Below are 17,702 nucleotides of genomic sequence, written 5' to 3'. Positions count from 1 at the left end.
CCTGCTCGCTCAGCTGTCGGTAGGTCTTGCTCATGAAGTGTCTTCAGTCCGGTTGGATTCAGGTGTTGCACTTCACTATAGAAACCGCCGTGACTTTCTTTCGGCGAGACGAAAGAAAGTTACTCGCCAGCCGGGGCGAAATCCCGGCCCCGGGAAGCAAAGGCCCAGCACCCGCCAGCACCGCCCCAGCAACACGCCAACAGCGCCAACAGCACGCCCAGGCTTCGACCAGGCCTCGACCAGCTCACCCCGATCAGCCAAAGATCAACAAGAAACCCTACCCAAGCCAGCCAGCAGCTCTACCCCACCCCACCCAACCGATCAATCAACACCGCACTCGCCGCCCCCAACCCCACCACCTCCACCCCACACCCATGCCCCTTGAGCCGCTGCACCACCTCTTCCAGCGCCCCCACCGCCGTCACATCCCAAAAATGCGCCGCTGACACATCGATCCGCACCGGCTGCCCCTCGACCGACAGTACATCGAAGGCCTCGATGAACGCATCGGCCGACGCGAAGAACACCTGCCCGCGCACCCGCCAGGTGTGCAGCCCCGTGGCGGCGTCCACCCCGGCCTGCACGTCCAGCATGCGCGAGACCTTGAAGGCGAAGAACACGCCGCTCAGCAGCACGCCCACCGCCACGCCGGCGGCCAGGTTGTGCGTGGCAATGGTGACCGCCACCGTCGCCAGCATCACCGTGCTGGACAGGCGCGGGTGCCGCACCAGCTGGCCGAGCGACTTCCAGTCGAAGGTGGAGGCCGACACCATCACCATGATGGCCACCAGCGCGATCACCGGCACGCGCGAGACCCAGTCCTTGAGCGCCACCATCAGCACCAGCAGGAACACGCCCGCGAACAGCGTGGACAGGCGCCCGCGCCCGCCGTACTTCACGTTGCTGACCGCCTGGCCGATCATTCCGCAGCCGGCGATGCCGCCAAAGCAGCTGGCCGCGATGTTGGCCAGCCCCAGGCCCGTGCATTCGCGGTTCTTGTCGCTGGGCGTGCCGGTCATCTCGTCTACCACGGCCGCCGTCAGCACCGACTCCAGCAGGCCGACCATGGCGATGGCCAGCGCCGGCAGCACGATGATGCGCAGCGTGTCCAGCGACGCCGGCACGGCCGGCAGGCCGAAGAAGGGCAGGCTCTCGGGCAGGCGGCCCAGGTCGGCCACGGTGGGCACCGGCAGTCCCAGGGCCGAGGCGACCAGCGTGAGCGCCACCACGCAGATCAGCGGCGACGGAATGGCCGTGAGCGCGCGCAGCCCCAGCCGGCGGCCCAGCCCGGGCAGGCCGTAGATGATGGCCAGGCCCAGCGCCAGCAGCGCCCAGGTGGCGGGGCCCGCCCCCTTCAGGTGGGGCAGCTGGGCCGCGAAGATCAGCACCGCCAGCGCGTTGACGAAACCGGTGCGCACCGAACTGGAGACGAAGCGCATCAGCACGCCCAGCTTCAGCAGCCCGAACACCACCTGCACGGCCCCCGCCAGCAGGCCCGCCGCCAGCAGATAGCCCACGCCGTGCGACGCCACCAGCGGCGCGGCCACCAGCGCCACCGAGCCCGCCGCCGCCGACACCATGGCCGGCCGCCCGCCCGCGAAGGCGATGACGATGCTGATGACAAAAGAAGCGAACAGCCCCACCGACGGATCGACCCCAGCCACGAAGCTGAAGGCGATCACTTCGGGAATCAGCGCGAAGGTGGCCACGGCGCCGGCCAGCAGCTCACGCGGAACGCTGGGCGCCCATTCGGCGCGCAGGCGCGAAAGGAAAGAAGCGGCGGTCATACGTCGAGGGAGTGGATGCGGGCGGCGGCACTGGGCGACCACAGGAACAGCCGAGGGGGCCGATACCCGCAGGTGATTCTTGAAAGAAAGTGGCTCCAGCGCCCGACCTACCAGCGCATGCAGCTATCAATTCAGGAGCAGCACGGTCGAACCGGCTTCCGACCGGCCCGGGGCGGCAGCTCCGGGGCGCGCAGCGCCTCAGGCAGTGGCCATCAGGCCCCGTGGCACTTCTTGAACTTCTTGCCGCTGCCGCAGTGGCAGGGGTCGTTGCGGCCCGGCGTGTCGGCGCGGCGCACGGCTTCGACGCGCGGGCCCATGCTCTTCCAGAGGCGGCGCAGGTCGTACACGGCCCAGATGGCTTCGCCGAAGGCTTCCACGCGCGCCTGGCTGGTGCTGGGCGGGCCGTCTTCCGAGTACATGCAGACCTCGGGCTTGCCGGTGTCGTCTTCGGTCAGCGCGACGATGCCGTCCAGCGCCTCGTTGAGCCACTCGGCCGCTTCGCGGTCGCGCGGCGCCGCCCATTCCTCGGGCCAGTTCTCCACCGCGAACATGAAGCCCAGCGCCCACACCTGGCCGAAGGACGGGATCTCCTGTCCTTCCATGTCGGCGCGTTCTTCCTCGGGCAGGCTGGCGATGGCGCCGCGCATGTCCATGGCCTCGGGCTGGAAGGCGTCGTCTTCGTCCAGCGACTGCACGTCGGCATCCAGCTGCGCCACCACCTCGTTCCAGCGCAGGCTCCACAGCTCCAGGAAGCGGGCCTGCTGCGCGGCGTCGGTGAAGGCGGGCAGCACGGGCAGCGTGCCGTCCTCGGCCGGTTCCAGCTCGGCGCCGTCGCCCAGCAGCATCGACAGCCATTCGGCGGTGGGCACCTCGCGGCGGGTGCAGGCCAGCGCGGTCAGAAAGCCGTCGCAGAACTCCCACTGCGGGATTTCCTCGGCGCGGGTGCGCAGGTCATCCAGCAGGGTGTCGAGTTCGTCGAGCTGGTCCGCGCCCAGGGCGGCGGAAGGTTCTTGGGAAGGCGTGTCGGCGGCGTTGGACATGGCAGGTGGTTGCGGTTTCAGGAGCAGGTGAAGGGCTTTTATGATGCGCGGGCCGGCGGGGCCGTCTGCGATGGCAGCGCGATGTGGATGCGAAGCGCCGCGGGCGCTTCCACGCGGCCCGTGAAAAGCCGGCCAGTTTATCCGCCCCCTGCGAAAGCCGCTCGCCAGCCCGCCCGCCTCCCGCACTACCCTCCCGCCCCGTCCGTCCGCCCGCCCCGCCATGCTCCAGCCACCCGCCGCCGCCGCGACCGCACCCGAAGCCGCATCCGCACCGGCGCCTGACTACGCCGCCTTTCTCAACCAGCAGCTGCCGCTGCAGGCGCCGCCCATCGCCAGCTACCAGCTGGGCGGCGAGCAGGTCTGGATCAAGCGGGCCGGCCCCGGCATCGGCCCCTGGCGCTACCGCGGCTTGGCCCTGCTGGCCGGGCTGCTGCGGCTGCCGGCCCTGCGCCCCGTGCCCAACCGGGGCGGCGCCCAGGCCGTGGCCACCGAAGTGCGCCGGCTGCGCGACTTCGAGGCGCGCGGCCTGCGCGCACCGGAGGTGCTGGCGGCACGCGGCGAGGGCTTCCTGATGCGCCATCTGGGCCAGCCAGGGCAGGACATGCCTTCGCTCGGCAACGAGATCCACCGCGCCGTGCCGCAGGGCGCCGCACCCGTGCTGGCGCTGTGGCGCCTGGGGCTGGACGCCATCGCCCGCGTGCATGCCCAGGGCACGTGCCTCAGCCAGGCCTTCGCCCGCAACCTGGTGCGCGACGACCGGGGGGTGGTGGCGTATGTCGATTTCGAGGACGACCCGGCCGCCGCGCTGCCGCTGGCGACCTGCCAGGTGCGCGACGCGCTCTGCTATGCGCATTCCACCGCCATCTACCTGGCCGAATCCGGCGCGCTGGCAGAGGCGCGTGCGCTGTGGACCGACTGGCTGCAGCAGCCGGGCCGCGCCGAGGGTTTCAGCGCCGAGCTGGCCACCACGGTGCGGCGGCTGGACTGGCTGCGCCGCCTGCCGCAGGACCGCCGCTGGGGCCGGGACGCGCAGCGCCTGCGCGCGGCCTACGACCTGATGGCGCCGCAGCCGCCGTCGGGCAGCGGGGCCGCAGGGCCGAGGGGCTGAGGAGCTGAGGAGAAGCCGCAGGGCGGGCGGCGGCGCTCAGTCTTCGCTGGTCCATTCCACCTGCACGCCCAGGCTGCGCAGGTTTTCCACGAAGCGCGGATGCGCGCGGCGGATGGGCGCCGCATGGCGGATCTCCGAGCGGCCCGGAATGCTGGCCGCCACCATGAAGAGCGCGATCGCCACGCGGATGATGTAGGGGCTCTCCACCACGGCCGGCGTGAGCGGCCCGCCGCCGAAGGTGACGATGCGGTGCGGGTCGGACGAGAACACGTGGGCGCCGAACTTCGACAGCTCGCCCGTCCAGCCCAGGGCGCCGTCGTACACCTTGTTCCAGAAGAGCGCGTTGCCCTCGGCCCGCACGCCCAGGGCGATGAAGATCGGCAGCAGATCGACCGGGAAGTACGGCCAGGGCGCCGCCTCCACCTTGGTCAGCACGTTGCTGGTGAAGGGCGTCTGCACCTTCAGCGGGCCGCCCGGCACCGCGCGCGACCAGCCGCCCTCGTGCACGATGCGCACGCCGAACTTGGCGAAGGTGCGGTCGATGAGCGGGAAGTTCTCCGGCGCGCTGTTCTTGACGATCACCTCGCCGCCGGTGATGGCGCCGAGCGCCAGGAAGGTGGTGATCTCGTGGAAGTCTTCGTCGAACCGGAACTCGCCACCGCCCAGCGCCGCGCCGCCATGCACCGTCAGGCGCGAGGTGCCGATGCCGTCGATGCGCACGCCCAGCAGGGCCATGAAGCGGCAGAACTCCTGCACGTGCGGTTCGCAGGCCGCGTTGGTGAGGGTGGACACCCCCTGGGCGCCCGCCGCGCACAGCACGAAGTTTTCGGTGGTGGTGACGGAGGCGTAGTCCAGCCAGTGGTTGGTGGGCCGCAGCGCCGCAGGTGCGGCAGCCGGGCCGCGCACCAGCAGCGAGCCTTCGGCCCGCTCCACGCTGGCGCCGAAGCTGCGGAACACCTCCACGTGCGGGTCGATCTCGCGCACACCCAGCGTGCAGCCCTTGACGTTGTCTTCCAGCCGCGCCACGCCGAAGCGCGCCAGGAGCGGCGGCACTAGCATGATCGACGAGCGCATCTCTTCCGGCAGGCGGTGCGCGGCGGCGTCGAAGCAGGTGGCGTCGTGGTGCAGCTCCAGCGTGCCTTCCGCGTGGTCCCACTGCACATGGCTGCCCAGGGTGCGGAAGATGTCCAGGATCTTGCGCACGTCGGTGATGTCGGGCACGCCCAGCAGGCGCAGCGGTTCGCGGGTGAGCAGTGTGGCGCAGAGCACCGGCAGCACGGCGTTCTTGTTGGCGGACGGGGTGATGCGGCCGCGAAGCGGCGTGCCGCCGTGCACGATGAGGTTGGACATGGGTGGCGAAAGGTGCGAGAGGGGTGCGGAACGGGAGCGGAACGGGAGCAAAAAGGACGAAGCGCCAGGACCGCGCGGAACGGTCCTGGCGCCGGAACGCCGCCCAGGCGGGCGCACGTCACGAACCGCGCACTTTACCCCTGCCGGACCACGCCCGCCGGCGCAGTGGCTTCGGACTGCGCCAGCGCCTCGCTGCGCAGGCGGTGGTATTCCTGGGCCGGCACGGGCACGGCGTTCGGGTCACCCAGATCCCGCATCGGCACCCGGAAGGTCTCGCGCGCCGAGAACGCGGCCACGGCCGAGATCACCGTGATGCCGAAGGCGATCGCGCCCACCGTGAACCAGATGTTGGTGGCACCGGGAGGCGCCACCGCCGTGAACAGCGCGGGCAGCATGGCGGTGATGGCGGTGCCCACGTTCTGCGAGATGGCCATGGCCGACACCCGGGTGCGGGTGGGGAACAGCTCGGGGTAGAACGAGGGGAACACGGCGTTGTAGCCCTGGTAGACCACGCCCCACATCAAGAGCGACATGCAGATGGCCAGCGGCACGTTCTTGATGCTGATGGCGTAGAGGTAGCCGAACGCCAGCAGACCCGAGAGCAGTGCGCCGACGATGATGGGCGGGCGGCGGCCGATCTTGTCGGACAGGTTGCCGACGAACGGGATCACCAGCACGGCCAGGATGTTGCCCAGCACCGGGATCCACAGGTAGATGTCCTTGGCGAAGCCGATGCCGTAGGCCGGCTGCACCGCGTAGGCGGCGCCGAAGATGGTGGCGACCACCGGGATCACGTTCATCAGCGCCATGCACACCACGCGCAGCATGTCGGGCAGGCTGTACTTGAAAGCGTCGACGATGGGCGAGCGCGCGCGCTGCTTCTGCTCGGCCTTGTCGGTGAAGGCGGGCGTCTCGGCCACCTCGCGGCGGATGATCCAGCCGGCGATGATGACGATGAAGCTCAGCAGGAACGGGATGCGCCAGCCCCAGCTGTTGAACTGCTCGGTGGGCATGTAGTGCGCCAGCGGCAGGAACACCGCGGCCGCCAGGATCTGGCCCGCCTGCACGCCCTGCAGCGTGAAGCTGGCGAAGAAGCCGCGCCGCCCGAAGGGCGCGTGTTCCAGGATCATCGAACTGGCGCCGGAGATCTCCCCGGCCACGGCGAAGCCCTGGATCAGGCGCATCAGCACCAGCAGCGCGGGCGCCCACAGGCCGATCTGGTCATAGGTGGGCAGCAGGCCCACGGCGATGGTCGAGAACCCCATCAGGAACATGCACCACACCAGCACCTGCTTGCGGCCGTGCGTGTCGCCGATATGGCCGAGCACGAAGGCGCCGATGGGGCGCGCCACGTAGCCGACGCCGTAGGTCGCGAGCGACGCGATGATGGCGATCGCCGGATCGCCCTTGGGAAAGAAGATCTGCGGAAAGATCAGCGCCGCCGCAGTGGCGTAGATGAAGAAGTCGTAGTACTCCAGTGCCGAGCCGATCCAGCCGCTGGCTGCGGCTTTCTTCGACTGGTGCCTGCCTTGCGGCTCGGCGGCGGTGGGATGGGCCATGGTGCTTGTCTCCATTGTTGGACGAAAGAATCTTGAAATGAACGGCGGCGTCAATGCGCAGCCGGCCGGGCGTTCTGCGCCTCGGACACGAACCGGGCCGCCGCATTCGCGGCACCCCAGCCGTCGTAGCGGCCCGTGCGCTGGGCGACCTCGAAGAACAGGCCGCCGGCCACGCTCTCGGTGTAGGCATGCAGGTAGTCGCCAGCGGCGGAGCGGTCGAGCAGCACGCCGGCGGAGCGCAGGCGGTCCAGCAGGTCGGGCGCCAGGTCGAGCCGGCTGGCCAGATCGTCGTAGTAGTTGCCCGACACCGGCACGAAGCGCACGCCCTGCGCACGCAGGGCGGCGACCGAGCCGAAGATGTCGTCGCTCTCGAAGGTGATGTGGTGCACCGCGCCGCCGCCCGTGCGGCCCAGCTGCCGCGCCGTGGCGGTGCGCTGGCTGAGGGGCACGTTGAGCACCAGGCGCAGGCTGCGGTCGGCATTGGCCGCGCCCTGGCTGCGCACCAGGCCGAACGGGTCGGTCAGGTTCTGGCCCTCCAGCACGTCCAGCCCCAGCACGGCCCGGGTGAACAGCGCCCAGGTGTCGCGTTGGTCCTGCGCCAGCCCGAGGGTGACATGGTCGATGCGGCGCAGGCCGGCGCCGGCGGCTTCGCCCGGCTCGCCGCTTTCTCCGTCCAGGATGAAGTCCGCCTGGAACAGCCCCTGCGCGCCCAGCGAGGCCGGCACGAAGTGCAGCAGGTTGCCGCCCGGCGCCACGATGGCGGGCACGCGCTGCTCGTTGGGGCCGAGCGGGCTGTCGTAGGGCTGCGAGCGCATCGCCTTGGCGCGGCCCAGGGCAGCGACCGGGTCGGCGCAGCACAGGCCCAGCGCGCAGACCGACAAACCGTGCGCCTCGAAACGGCGGCGCGCGAAGGAGTCGGGCTGGGCATTGACGATGAGGTGGATGTCGCCCTGCCGGTAGAGCGTGACGGCCTTGGAGCGGTGGCGGCCGGCGCGGGTGAAGCCCAGCTGCCGCAGCACGGCGTCCAGCGCCGCGGCGCCGGGCTCGTCCGCCGCCCATTCGATGAACGACACGCCGGACCACTGCGGCACGGCAGGCGGATCGAACAGATCCACCCGCAGCGGCTGCGCAGCGGGGGGCGCCGCAGGGGCGGCGGAGGCGCCGGGGGCCGCGGGCGGCACCAGCCGCTGGCGGGCCTCGCTTTCCAGGTACAGCAGCGAGCGCATGGCGTCCACCGCCGTGCGGCGGTTGGGTGTCTCGCGGAACAGGTCGTTGAAGATCTCCAGCGACAGCGCCCCCGTGTAGCCGGCGCGCAGCACCTGCTCGAAGAAGCCGATCACGTCGAGGTCGCCCTGGCCCGGAAACACCCGGTGATGGCGCGCCCAGTGCAGCACGTCCAGCGACATCAGCGGCGCGTCGGCCATCTGCACGAAGAAGATGCGGTCGCCCGGAATGCCGGCGAGGGCAGCGGGGTCGTCCTGCAGCGACAGCGTGTGGAAGCTGTCGAGGATCAGGCCCAGGTGCGGATGGTCGGCGCGGCGCACGATGTCCCACGCCTGGCCGAAGCGCGAGGTGTGGCGGCCCCAGGCCAGCGCCTCGTAGCCCACGCGCAGATTGCGCCGCGCTGCGCGCTCGGCCACGGTGTGCAGCTGGGCCGCCGCCAGCTCCGGGTCGTCGATGGCCTGCGGCAGCGCGTTGGAGCAGCACAGCACCAGCGGCGCGCCCAGCTCCTGCATCAGGTCGAACTTGGCCTCGGCGCGCTCCAGCGCCCGGGCGAAGGCGGCATCGGTCAGGCCCTCCATGTCGCGCAGCGGCTGGTAGAGATCGATGGAGAGGCCCAGGTCGGCGGCCATGCGGCGCAGGTCGGCCGCCGAGCCGTTGAAATGCAGGAAGTCGGCCTCGAACAGCTCCACGCCATCGAATCCGGCGGCGGCGATGGCTTCGAGCTTCTGGCGCAGGGTGCCGCTGAGCGAGACGGTGGCGATGGAGCGGTGCATGGGCAAGGAAGGCGGACAGTGCCGCTCAGACGGCAAGGCAGACGGCGCCGCCTGCGGGGTGCATGCAACAGGCGCGGCAGGCGCGGGAGGCGCAATGGGTGCGGTGAGTGCCAGGCCGGGCGCACCAGCGGTCGGCGGGGCGGGTGGAAACGGTGCCGGCAGGGGCCGGGAGCGGGCGGGCGGAAACCATGGCTGCAATGTAGGAGCCAGGCCGGGCCCCAGCAATCCACGCGCCGCTGGGCGCGTTCGATGATCGGTCAAGGACGTTCGACATTCGCACGTATTGCGGGATTGACCTAGGTCAGGCGGCTTCCAGCAGCGCACGCAGCGACTGCACCTGCGTGCGCGCCAGCACCCCGGCCGCTTCGGCCAGCGCCGGGTCGAACCATTCGTCGGCAGCGGCCCGCTCCAGCGTGTCGCGCACCCGGTCGATGTTCTGCCGCATGCGGGGGGCGTCGACGCGCAGCCCCGGCAGCGCCGTGGCCAGCGCCCGGGCGCTGCCGTGCGTGCTCATCAGCAGCTGCGGCCATTCGGCGATCTCGGCCTGCAGCGGCCCCAGGGCCCGTTCCTGCTGCTGCACCATCGCCGCCAGCAGCGCCGCGACCCGCTGCGGCGCACGCTGCGCCGCCGCCAGCGCCACCATCGACGCGACCGGGTTGCGCTTGTGCGGCATGGTGGTCGCCTCGCCACGGCCCGGCTCGTCGGGTTCGCGGACCTCGCCCACCTCCGCCTGCCCCAGCAGCGCCAGGTCGCCCGCGAGCTTGCCCAGGCTGCCGGTGACCACGCCCAGCTCGCAGCCCAGCGCCACCCATTCGTCGCGCTGCGTGTGCCAGCTGCCGCCGGGGTCCGCCAGGCCCAGCTCCTGCGCCATGCGGCGGCGCACGGCGGCGCCCTGGCCGCGCATGTGCGCCAGCGTGCCCACCGGGCCGCCCAGCTGCAGCTGCAGCGCGCGGCCCGCCGCGGCGTGCAGGCGCAGGCGCCCGCGCACCAGCGGGGCGGCCCAGTCCACGCACTTCAGGCCCAGGCTGGTGACCGAGGCCGGCTGCATCAGCGTGCGGGCCAGCATGGGCCGGGCGGCATGCGCCTCGGCCAGCGCCAGCAGGGCCCGGATGGCCCGCACCAGGTCGCCGTCGATCCAGGCCAGGGCGTCGCGGGTGGCCAGCACCAGCGCCGTGTCCACCACGTCCTGGCTGCTGCTGCCGCAATGCACATGGCGGGCCGCATCCGGATTGAAGAGGCCCACGGCCTCGGTCAGCGCGCGCACCAGCGGAATGGCGATGCTGCCGGCACGGGCGCTGTCGCGCACGATCTTGGCGACGTCGAACAGATCGACCTTGCAGCTGGCGGCGATGGACTGCGCCGCATCCGCCGGAATCAGCCCTTCGGCCGCCTGGGCCCGGGCCAGCGCGGCCTCGAACCGGAGCATGCCCGCCACGATGCCGCGCCCGCCGAAGGCGTCCAGCGTCTCGGGGGTCGAGAGAAAGCCTTCGAAGATGCTCACGGCGGGCGTTGCGGCGTTGCGGACGGAACGGCTCAGTACTGCAGGCGTGCCACCGCGCGCAGCTCCTCGGGGGAAGCCGATCCGAAGCCGAAGAATTCCAGGTAGGCGGGAATCATCTCGAACAGCATGTCGGTGCCCACCTGCACGGCGCAGCCCTTGGCCCGCGCGGCCTGCAGCAGCGGGGTGTATTCGGCCTTCATCACCACTTCGCCCACGAAGGTGGAGGGAGCGATGCGGTCGATGTCGAAGGGCAGCGGGTCGCCCTCGCGCATGCCGAGCGGCGTGGCGTTGACCACCACGTCGAAGCCCGCCGGATCGTTGGAGCCGGTGCGCACGACGAGCCGCGGGTAGTGCGTTTGCAGCCGCGTGGCCAGCGCCTCGGCCGAGGGGGCGTGCATGTCGAACAGCATCAGCTCGGCCGCGCCCGCTGCCGCGGCCGACGCCGCGATGGCCGAGCCGACGCCGCCCGAGCCCGACACCAGCACCCGCGCCCCGGCGAACGGCCGGCCCTTGCGCTCCACGCCGCGCACGAAGCCGGCGCCGTCGAACTGGTCGCCCAGCAGCGTGCCGTCAGGGCGCAGCAGCACGGCGTTGCAGGCCCCGGCGATGCGCGCCGTGGGCGTCGCTTCGTCCACCAGCGACAGGGTCACCACCTTGTGCGGCATGGTGATGAGCGCGCCGCGCAGGTTGGTGAAGCGGAAGATCTGGCGCAGCGAGGCGGCGAAGTCCTCGGGCTTGACGCCCATGGGAATGACCGCTGCATCGATGCCCCGGCTGTCGAACCAGGGGTTGTAGATCATCGGCGCCTTGAAGGTTTCAGTGGGAAAGCCGATGTGGGCGATGAGCGTGGTTTTGCCGGAGATCATGGACGTTGCGCGGAAATTGAAGAGTAGCGGGAGGACGCCGGCCACGGCACGGCGCGGGCGGGCAGCGGATGGGGGTGGACGAGGCGGCGATCAGCAGGTGGGACTGTTGCATCCGGCGCGCCCGAGCGGGTCGCGCCCAGGCGCCCCATCACGGCGCGAGGCGCAGCCAGGGCGCGGGCCTTGGCCAGCATGGGCGACGCAGCGGCGGTGTGGTTTTGCGGTGCGGTGCGGGCGGGCATGGCGGTTTCGTTCATGCCTTCTCAGGCCACGTTGGCCGAGCGGTAGCGGATCGGCTGCGCGATCTCGGCCTGCATGGCGGGCGGGTAGATGGCCTCGCGCAGGAAGCTGAGGTCGGCGGCGAGGGCGTCGGCCACTGCCGGATGACCGAAGTAGCGCAGGTAGTGCGGCATCTGCTGGATCAGCATCTCGAAGCCGGCCTGGGCATGCAGGCCGCGCGCCCGCGCGGCGCGCACCAGCGGCGTGGGCTGGTTGCGCAGCAGGATGTCGAAGAGCGCGGCATGGCTGTCCATGCGCTGCACGTCCACCGGGCTGGCGTCGCCGTCCGCCAGGCCCAGCGGCGTGGCGTTGATGACCAGATCGAAGCCTTCGGGCGCATTGCTGTCCACCGCCACGGTGGTGGCGTCGAAAAAGGCGTCCAGCTGCGCGGCCACGCCAGCCGCCTTGCCCGACACCGTGTCGTGGAAGGCGATGTATTCGGCGCCGTTGACGGTGCCGCCTTCGGCCAGCGCCAGGCCGATGGCGGCAGCGCTCACGCCCGCGCCCAGGATCAGCACCCGCTTGCCCCGGAACGGAATGCCGTAGTGGTCCAGCGCGTCCAGCAGGCCGTCGCCGTCGAACAGGTCGCCTTCCAGCTGGTCGTCCTCGGTGCGGCGCACCACGTTCACCGACTCGGCCACGCGCGCGCAGAGGCCGCAGCTGTCCAGCAGGTCGACCACGCGGGGCTTTGTGCGGCGGCGCGATGACCATGCCGCGCACGTTGCGGGCCAGGAAGGCGGCGCGGAAATGCACGGCGAAGTCGCGCACCGGCACCTGCACCGGCACCATGACCGCATTGATGCCGAAGCGCTCGAACACCGCGTTGAACATGCGCGGCAGGCGCACGTTGCGCACCGGGTCGCCTGGCAGCAGGTAGAGGTCGGTGTCTCCAGCAATGGGTTGGCTCATGGGCTTGGCACTCCGGTGTCCGTGGACGGCAAGCCCACCCGGGCGACCGCTGATGGGCCGGTTTATAGCCGTGCCGGCAGGCCCTGCAGCGCCCCCGCCCTGCCGAACGAACGCTGATCGATCAACAATGTGCGTTCATCGAACGAACTACGGGTTTCTACGTAAACCGACGGGACGGTTCCGCCTGGCGGCAAGCGGCAAACTCGCCGCATGCAAGAAGAAGAGGAAACGACCGCGCCAGGGGGGCTGGACAAGCGCGACTGGATCGCCGGGCTGGAGCGCGGTGTGAGCATCATCGAAGCCTTCGACGATGCCCACCCGCGCATGACCGCCAGCCAGGCGGGCCAGCGCACCGGCATGACGCGCACGGCGGCCCGGCGCTACCTGCTGACGCTGCAGCACATGGGCTACGTGGCCAGCGACGGCAAGCTGTTCTGGCTCACGCCGCGCGTGCTGCGCCTCGGGCGTTCCTACCTCGAATCGGCCCGGCTGCCGCGCATCGTGCAGCCCTTCCTGCAGCGCGTGGCGGCCGGCACCAGCGAGATCGCCTATCTGAGCGTGATGGACGGCGACGAGGTGGTGTACGTGGCCCGCAACGGACCGAACCGCAGCATGAGCACCGGCTACGTGCTGGGCGCGCGCGTGCCGGCCCAGGTCACTGCCGCCGGCCTGCTGATGCTGGCGCTGCGCAGCGACGAGGCGCTGGCGCAGTGGCTGGCGAGCCGGCCGCTGCAGGTGTTCACGCCGCACACCATCGCCAGCACGGAACGCATGCAGCTGGAGATCGCCCGCATCCGCGCGCAGGGATGGTCGCTGTCGGAGCAGCAGCTGGACCTCAACTCGCGCGGCATCGCGGTGCCGCTGCGCGACCGCCATGGCGTGCTGGTCGGTGCGCTCAACATCACCATGCCGATGGGCCACGAAAGCTCGGAAGACGCGGTCGCCCGCGTGCTGCCGGTGCTGCGCGAGACGGCCCAGGCGATGCGCAACCTGATCTGACGCCGCCTGGCTGGCGACGCGGTAGGCCACCCCTCCGGGCGCCGGTCGTGCGGAGGGCATGCCGAAAACGCGAGTGCGTCCTTAGCGGCGCGTGGGCGGCGTCCGACAGGGCGGCCCGGGGCCGCCGAATATCGTCCGACCCAAGCGCTCCAGCTTGTTCCGATTGCTTCGCATGCCTTCCACTGCTACCGCCGCGGCCCCCATGCCCGTGGCCGCCGACAACACCTCCGGCTCCCCCGATACGTCCCGGCATGCCCCGTCGCTTTCCATGGCCGCCTGGCGCCAGTTCATGAACGTGGCCAAGCCGTACTGGCAGGGCGACAAGAAGTTCGCCGCGTGGTCCCTAATGGGCCTGCTGGTGCTGCTGATGCTGCTGGAGACGCACCTGGCGGTGCTGCTCATCGACCGCAGCGGGGAGATGACCTCCGCCCTCGCCGCGCAGGACCGGGACCGCTTCTGGGATGCCGTGCGCACCTGCCTGATCGTGCTGGCCTTCGCGGTGCCGGTCTACGCCTTCTACTACTACATGCGCGACGCCTTCGCCAACCACTGGCGGCGCTGGCTCACCCACCGGTTCCTCGACGGCTACCTGGGCAGCCGCCGCTACTACGACCTGACCGCGCAGGGCACCATCGACAACCCCGACCAGCGCATCAGCGAAGACATCAACAGCTTCACCGGGCGCTCCACGCACTTCCTGCTGATCTTCATCGGCGCGGGCATGCAGCTGGTGGCCTTCAGCGCCGTGCTGTGGTCGATCTCGCAGGTGCTGGTGGCGTTTCTCGCGGTGTACGCGCTGCTGGGCACGGTAGTGGCCCTCTACGTGTTCGGCGCGCCGCTGATCCGGCTCAACTTCTGGCAGCTGCGGCGCGAGGCCGACTTCCGCTTCGGCCTGATGCGGCTGCGCGAGAACGCCGAGTCCATCGCCTTCTACCGCGGCGAGGCGCAGGAGCGTGCGCAGCTGGACCACAGCTTCCAGGCCGTGTTCAACAACTATGCGCGGCTGATCAAGCGCCAACGCTCGCTCAACCTGTTCCAGCGCGCCTTCAGCCAGCTGACGGTGGTGATTCCCAGCATCATCCTGGCCGACGCCGTGCTGTCGGGCGACATGGAAGTGGGCCGGGCGATCCAGGCTGCGGGCGCCTTCGCGGCGGTCCTGGCCTCGGTGTCGCTGATCGTGGACAACTTCGAGAGCCTGAGCCGTTTCGTTGCCGGCATCGGCCGGCTGGACACCCTGCGCCAGGCGCTGATGGGCGAGACCGACCAGCCCGAGCCACCGGACCAGGAGGCCATCATCGCCGCCCGCCGCGCGCACCGCCAGGAGCGCCGCGAGCAGCGGCGTGCACGCCGGCAGGATGGCGGCGCGGACACCCCCGATGCCGCGGACACGGCCACCGCGGCGAAGACGGCGGCTGGCGTGGCCGCTGCGGCCAGCGGCGCGGTCGCGCACCGCACGGCGGCCGAGCCTGCGGTTCCCGCCGCACCGCAGCCCTTTCCTACCACCACCGGCCCCGCAGCAGCGGGCCCTGGCGTCGATCCCGATCCCCATCCCGTGCCCGCCCCCGCGCCTGTCGCTTCGCTGTCGGCGCCCTCGGCCGCCGTGCGCCGCAGCGAGATCGAAGCCCGCCCCGGCGAGCGCTTCGCCATCGAAGGCATGACGCTCTACACCCCCGGCTATGCCCGCCTGCTGGTGCGCAACCTGACGCTGGAGCTGCAGTCGGGCGACGCACTGCTGATCACCGGCGCCAGCGGCTGCGGCAAGAGCTCGCTGCTGCGGGCCATCGCAGGGCTCTGGCGCACCGGCGAAGGCGTGGTGCACCACCCGCCGCTGGAGGACGTGTTCTTCCTGCCGCAGCGGCCCTACATGCAGCCCGGCACGCTGCGCAGCCAGATGATCTATCCGGCGCAGAGCACGGACCTGAGCGACGCCGAGCTGCTGCAGCTGCTGCGCGACGTGCAGCTGCCCGACCTGGCAGAGCGCGTGGGCGGCCTGGAAGCGCGGCGCGACTGGGAAAAGCAGCTGTCGATGGGCGAGCAGCAGCGCCTGGCCTTCGCCCGGGTGCTGGTGCGCCAGCCGCGCGTGGTCATCCTGGACGAGGCCACCAGCGCCCTGGACGGCGCCAACGAAGCGCTGCTCTACTCCCGCCTGCGGGACAGCGGCGCCTCGCTCATCAGCATCGCCCACCGGGCGGCCGTGCTGGCGCACCACACGCACGTGCTGCAGCTGACGGGCGACGGCAACTGGTCGCTCCACCCGGCCGAGGGATTCCAGTTCGAGAGGGAATGAACGCAACGCAGTGCGCGCTGGCAGGCGGTTCGCAGGAGCCGACTGCCGGCGCGCCTGCAGCCGCGCCTACAGCCGCGCTCGCGGCCACACGGCTTCGCTTCGGTCAGGCCGCCGCCGCGGGCTCCGTCCCCCGCACCGGCTGGGGCATGCGGTCCAGCACCGGTTCCAGCACCGGTTCCAGCACCAGGGCAGTAGCCACCTGCGTGTCCAGCGTCATCAGCCGCTTGCGCATGCAGAGCACGGCCTTGTCCTTGCTGAGCAGGATGGCGCGGTGCTGCGCGGCCAGGTCGATGAACTTCTGGTCATCGGCGTCCTTGCACACGTAGGCCACCTTGGGCGCGACGGGCACCAGCCGTGCCCCGGCGTCGAACGCGGCCAGCACCCGGGGCGCGTCCACCCGGTAGAAATCCATGCGTTCGGCGATGTGCGGATAGGCCAGCACGCGCTCCAGCTCGTCGCGCATGACCTGCGTGGCGATCCAGGCGAGGCGCCCCTCGGCCAGCAGCTGGCGCAGCGGCGCAGTGCGCGGGTCGCCGAAGATCAGCAGGTCGAGCGCGACGTTGGTGTCCACCACCACCGGCCGCACGGGCTCGCCCGGGGCTGCCACCGCGGGCAGCGCCAGCTCAACCGGCATGGGCGCCGCCGTCCGGCGGGTCGGCCTGCGCGGCCCGGGGCGCACGGTCGCGGGCCGTGCCCTTGATCATGTCGAAGCGGAACAGGCGGCATTCGATGGGGCCGTTCCACATCGGCACGCGGCGCGATTCCTTCAGCCGCATCTGGCTGGGCAGCTTCAGGTCGGGCGTCAGCATCCAGGCGGTCCAGCCGCTGTAGTGCTTCTTCCAGTGCGAGGCGAGCTGGCTGAAGAACTCACCGCCGTCCTCGGTCTGCGCGGTCTCTCGGCCGGCGCGGTCCAGATGGGCCATGCGCTCGGCGGCGTTGCGCCCGGCCGAGCCGGCGGCGGCGATGCGCTCGCCATACGGCGGGTTCAGCAGCAGCACGCCGGGCTGCTCGGTCGGCGGCATGCGCTGCAGGGCGTCGCCGCCGCGCAGCTGCACGGCCCGGGCCACGCCGGCGCGCTCGGCATTGCGCTGGGCGAAGTCCACCATGCGGTGCGACACGTCACTGCCGAAAATCGGCGCGGCGCTGGTCGTCACGGCGGCCTCCGCTTCGTTCCGGATCGCCGACCAGACATGGGCCTGGAACGGCAGCAGCTTCTCGAAAGCGAAGCGCCGCTGCAGGCCGGCCGGAATGTTGCAGGCCATCTGCGCGGCTTCGATGGCGATGGTGCCGCTGCCGCAGCAGGGGTCGTAGAGCGGCAGGGGCGTGTCGCCCAGCGGGTCCCAGCCGCTGGCGGCGATCATCGCGGCGGCCAGCGTTTCCTTCAGCGGCGCGTCGCCCTTGTCCTCGCGCCAGCCGCGCTTGAAGAGCGCTTCGCCCGAGGTGTCGATGTAGATCGTCGCCTCGTCGGTGGTCAGGTGCAGGTGGATGCGCACGTCGGGCCACTGGGTGTTCACGTCCGGGCGCGCACCGCTCTTGTGGCGGAAGCGGTCGGCCACGGCGTCCTTCACCTTCAGCGCCGCGAAGTTCAGGCTGGTTAGCGGGCTGTGCTGGGCGGTGACGTCGATCTTGAAGCTCTGGCGCGTGGTGAACCATATCTCCCAGGCCACGTCGCTGGCCAGGCCGTAGAGGTCGTTCTCGTTGCGGTAGTTGCGGTGGGCCAGTTGCACCAGCACGCGCTGCGCGAGGCGGCTGTGCAGGTTCAGGCGCATGGCGTCGCGCCAGGCGGCGCGCACCAGCACGCCGCCGCGGCCCACCAGCAGATCCTGGCCGGTCAGGCCGGTGATGGCGTGGACCTCGTCGGCCAGGTAGCCCTCGACGCCGGCGGCGCAGGGCAGGAAAAGTTGCAGTTGATTCATAAGGAAGGTGCCAAGGATAAGCGCTGGCTGCTTCTGCCTGGCTGGCGATGGTTTTCCCTAGCCCCGATCCGGGCCGCGAGCGGCCCTGCAGGCTGGCGCGATACCTG

14 protein-coding genes and 1 pseudogene are annotated in these 17,702 nt (G+C 71.1%); 3 read left to right on the top strand and 12 right to left on the bottom strand.

Annotation, left to right across the window (positions count from 1 at the left end; translation table 11 throughout):
- Positions 1 to 299: 299 nt before the first annotated feature.
- Both ASF94_RS05295 and ASF94_RS05290 read right to left on the bottom strand, forming a co-directional pair.
- Positions 300 to 1,787 carry a SulP family inorganic anion transporter gene (locus ASF94_RS05295; protein ID WP_056662650.1) on the bottom strand — a complete coding sequence of 496 codons (1,488 nt, stop codon included), beginning with the start codon at positions 1,785 to 1,787 and terminating at the stop codon, positions 300 to 302.
- A gap of 212 nt (positions 1,788 to 1,999) precedes the next feature.
- Positions 2,000 to 2,827: a YecA family protein gene (locus ASF94_RS05290; protein WP_056662646.1), complete on the bottom strand. Its 828-nt coding sequence runs from the start codon at positions 2,825 to 2,827 to the stop codon at positions 2,000 to 2,002.
- A gap of 220 nt (positions 2,828 to 3,047) precedes the next feature.
- On the opposite strand from ASF94_RS05290, the gene ASF94_RS05285 reads away from it, so the two are divergent.
- Complete coding sequence (locus tag ASF94_RS05285; RefSeq protein ID WP_056662643.1) at positions 3,048 to 3,935, top strand: hypothetical protein; 888 nt, start codon at positions 3,048 to 3,050, stop codon at positions 3,933 to 3,935.
- Between the two features lie 36 nt (positions 3,936 to 3,971).
- Here the strand turns inward: ASF94_RS05285 and ASF94_RS05280 are convergent, their stop codons facing one another.
- From ASF94_RS05280 to ASF94_RS21725, 8 genes and pseudogenes are all read right to left on the bottom strand, one after another.
- A complete protein-coding gene (locus tag ASF94_RS05280) occupies positions 3,972 to 5,285 on the bottom strand; it encodes a UDP-N-acetylglucosamine 1-carboxyvinyltransferase (RefSeq protein ID WP_056662640.1) in 1,314 nt (437 codons plus the stop codon).
- Between the two features lie 134 nt (positions 5,286 to 5,419).
- The gene (locus tag ASF94_RS05275) at positions 5,420 to 6,844 is read right to left on the bottom strand and encodes an MFS transporter (protein ID WP_056662637.1); all 1,425 of its coding nucleotides are present in this window, start codon (positions 6,842 to 6,844) and stop codon (positions 5,420 to 5,422) included.
- A 50-nt stretch (positions 6,845 to 6,894) separates the two neighbouring features.
- Positions 6,895 to 8,841, bottom strand: coding sequence for a bifunctional sugar phosphate isomerase/epimerase/4-hydroxyphenylpyruvate dioxygenase family protein (locus tag ASF94_RS05270; protein ID WP_056662635.1), 1,947 nt, complete (start codon positions 8,839 to 8,841; stop codon positions 6,895 to 6,897).
- 301 nt (positions 8,842 to 9,142) lie between these two features.
- On the bottom strand, positions 9,143 to 10,342 hold the full coding sequence (locus ASF94_RS05265; protein WP_056662631.1) for a lyase family protein: 1,200 nt from the start codon (positions 10,340 to 10,342) through the stop codon (positions 9,143 to 9,145).
- A gap of 32 nt (positions 10,343 to 10,374) precedes the next feature.
- A complete protein-coding gene (locus ASF94_RS05260) occupies positions 10,375 to 11,208 on the bottom strand; it encodes a shikimate dehydrogenase (protein WP_056662629.1) in 834 nt (277 codons plus the stop codon).
- Positions 11,205 to 11,462, bottom strand: coding sequence for a hypothetical protein (locus tag ASF94_RS21115; RefSeq protein WP_156382428.1), 258 nt, complete (start codon positions 11,460 to 11,462; stop codon positions 11,205 to 11,207). Before ASF94_RS21115 ends, ASF94_RS05260 begins: the two co-directional genes overlap by 4 nt.
- 6 nt (positions 11,463 to 11,468) lie before the next feature.
- Positions 11,469 to 12,164, bottom strand: coding sequence for a shikimate dehydrogenase (locus ASF94_RS05255; RefSeq protein WP_235505269.1), 696 nt, complete (start codon positions 12,162 to 12,164; stop codon positions 11,469 to 11,471).
- A 67-nt stretch (positions 12,165 to 12,231) separates the two neighbouring features.
- A pseudogene (locus ASF94_RS21725) lies at positions 12,232 to 12,315 on the bottom strand (hypothetical protein); the annotation flags it as partial.
- A gap of 288 nt (positions 12,316 to 12,603) precedes the next feature.
- Between ASF94_RS21725 and ASF94_RS05250 the strand changes: the two are divergent.
- Both ASF94_RS05250 and ASF94_RS21720 read left to right on the top strand, forming a co-directional pair.
- Positions 12,604 to 13,392, top strand: coding sequence for an IclR family transcriptional regulator C-terminal domain-containing protein (locus ASF94_RS05250; protein WP_056662624.1), 789 nt, complete (start codon positions 12,604 to 12,606; stop codon positions 13,390 to 13,392).
- A gap of 289 nt (positions 13,393 to 13,681) precedes the next feature.
- Complete coding sequence (locus ASF94_RS21720) at positions 13,682 to 15,679, top strand: ABC transporter ATP-binding protein/permease (protein ID WP_056662666.1); 1,998 nt, start codon at positions 13,682 to 13,684, stop codon at positions 15,677 to 15,679.
- A 103-nt stretch (positions 15,680 to 15,782) separates the two neighbouring features.
- On the opposite strand, the gene ASF94_RS05240 is transcribed toward ASF94_RS21720, so the two are convergent.
- Positions 15,783 to 16,313, bottom strand: coding sequence for a putative toxin-antitoxin system toxin component, PIN family (locus tag ASF94_RS05240; protein ID WP_056662663.1), 531 nt, complete (start codon positions 16,311 to 16,313; stop codon positions 15,783 to 15,785).
- Complete coding sequence (locus ASF94_RS05235) at positions 16,303 to 17,595, bottom strand: class I SAM-dependent RNA methyltransferase (protein ID WP_056662621.1); 1,293 nt, start codon at positions 17,593 to 17,595, stop codon at positions 16,303 to 16,305. The genes ASF94_RS05240 and ASF94_RS05235 overlap by 11 nt, the downstream gene beginning before the upstream one ends.
- Between the last annotated feature and the right edge of the window lie 107 nt (positions 17,596 to 17,702).

The organism is Acidovorax sp. Leaf160 (assembly GCF_001424265.1).
In the GTDB taxonomy this organism is placed as follows: Bacteria; Pseudomonadota; Gammaproteobacteria; order Burkholderiales; family Burkholderiaceae_C; genus Paracidovorax.
The sequence above is the reverse complement of the archived record's forward strand: the minus strand, read 5'-3'. Positions and strand labels throughout refer to the sequence as shown.

What these genes read in the sequence shown, in the direction of transcription:
- ASF94_RS05295 (WP_056662650.1), bottom strand. Translation starts at nt 1,787, where the DNA reads ATGACCGCCGCTTCTTTCCTTTCGCGCCTGCGCGCCGAATGGGCGCCC.
- ASF94_RS05290 (WP_056662646.1), bottom strand. Translation starts at nt 2,827, where the DNA reads ATGTCCAACGCCGCCGACACGCCTTCCCAAGAACCTTCCGCCGCCCTG.
- ASF94_RS05285 (WP_056662643.1), top strand. Translation starts at nt 3,048, where the DNA reads ATGCTCCAGCCACCCGCCGCCGCCGCGACCGCACCCGAAGCCGCATCC.
- ASF94_RS05280 (WP_056662640.1), bottom strand. Translation starts at nt 5,285, where the DNA reads ATGTCCAACCTCATCGTGCACGGCGGCACGCCGCTTCGCGGCCGCATC.
- ASF94_RS05275 (WP_056662637.1), bottom strand. Translation starts at nt 6,844, where the DNA reads ATGGCCCATCCCACCGCCGCCGAGCCGCAAGGCAGGCACCAGTCGAAG.
- ASF94_RS05270 (WP_056662635.1), bottom strand. Translation starts at nt 8,841, where the DNA reads ATGCACCGCTCCATCGCCACCGTCTCGCTCAGCGGCACCCTGCGCCAG.
- ASF94_RS05260 (WP_056662629.1), bottom strand. Translation starts at nt 11,208, where the DNA reads ATGATCTCCGGCAAAACCACGCTCATCGCCCACATCGGCTTTCCCACT.
- ASF94_RS21115 (WP_156382428.1), bottom strand. Translation starts at nt 11,462, where the DNA reads ATGAACGAAACCGCCATGCCCGCCCGCACCGCACCGCAAAACCACACC.
- ASF94_RS05250 (WP_056662624.1), top strand. Translation starts at nt 12,604, where the DNA reads ATGCAAGAAGAAGAGGAAACGACCGCGCCAGGGGGGCTGGACAAGCGC.
- ASF94_RS21720 (WP_056662666.1), top strand. Translation starts at nt 13,682, where the DNA reads ATGAACGTGGCCAAGCCGTACTGGCAGGGCGACAAGAAGTTCGCCGCG.
- ASF94_RS05240 (WP_056662663.1), bottom strand. Translation starts at nt 16,313, where the DNA reads ATGCCGGTTGAGCTGGCGCTGCCCGCGGTGGCAGCCCCGGGCGAGCCC.
- ASF94_RS05235 (WP_056662621.1), bottom strand. Translation starts at nt 17,595, where the DNA reads ATGAATCAACTGCAACTTTTCCTGCCCTGCGCCGCCGGCGTCGAGGGC.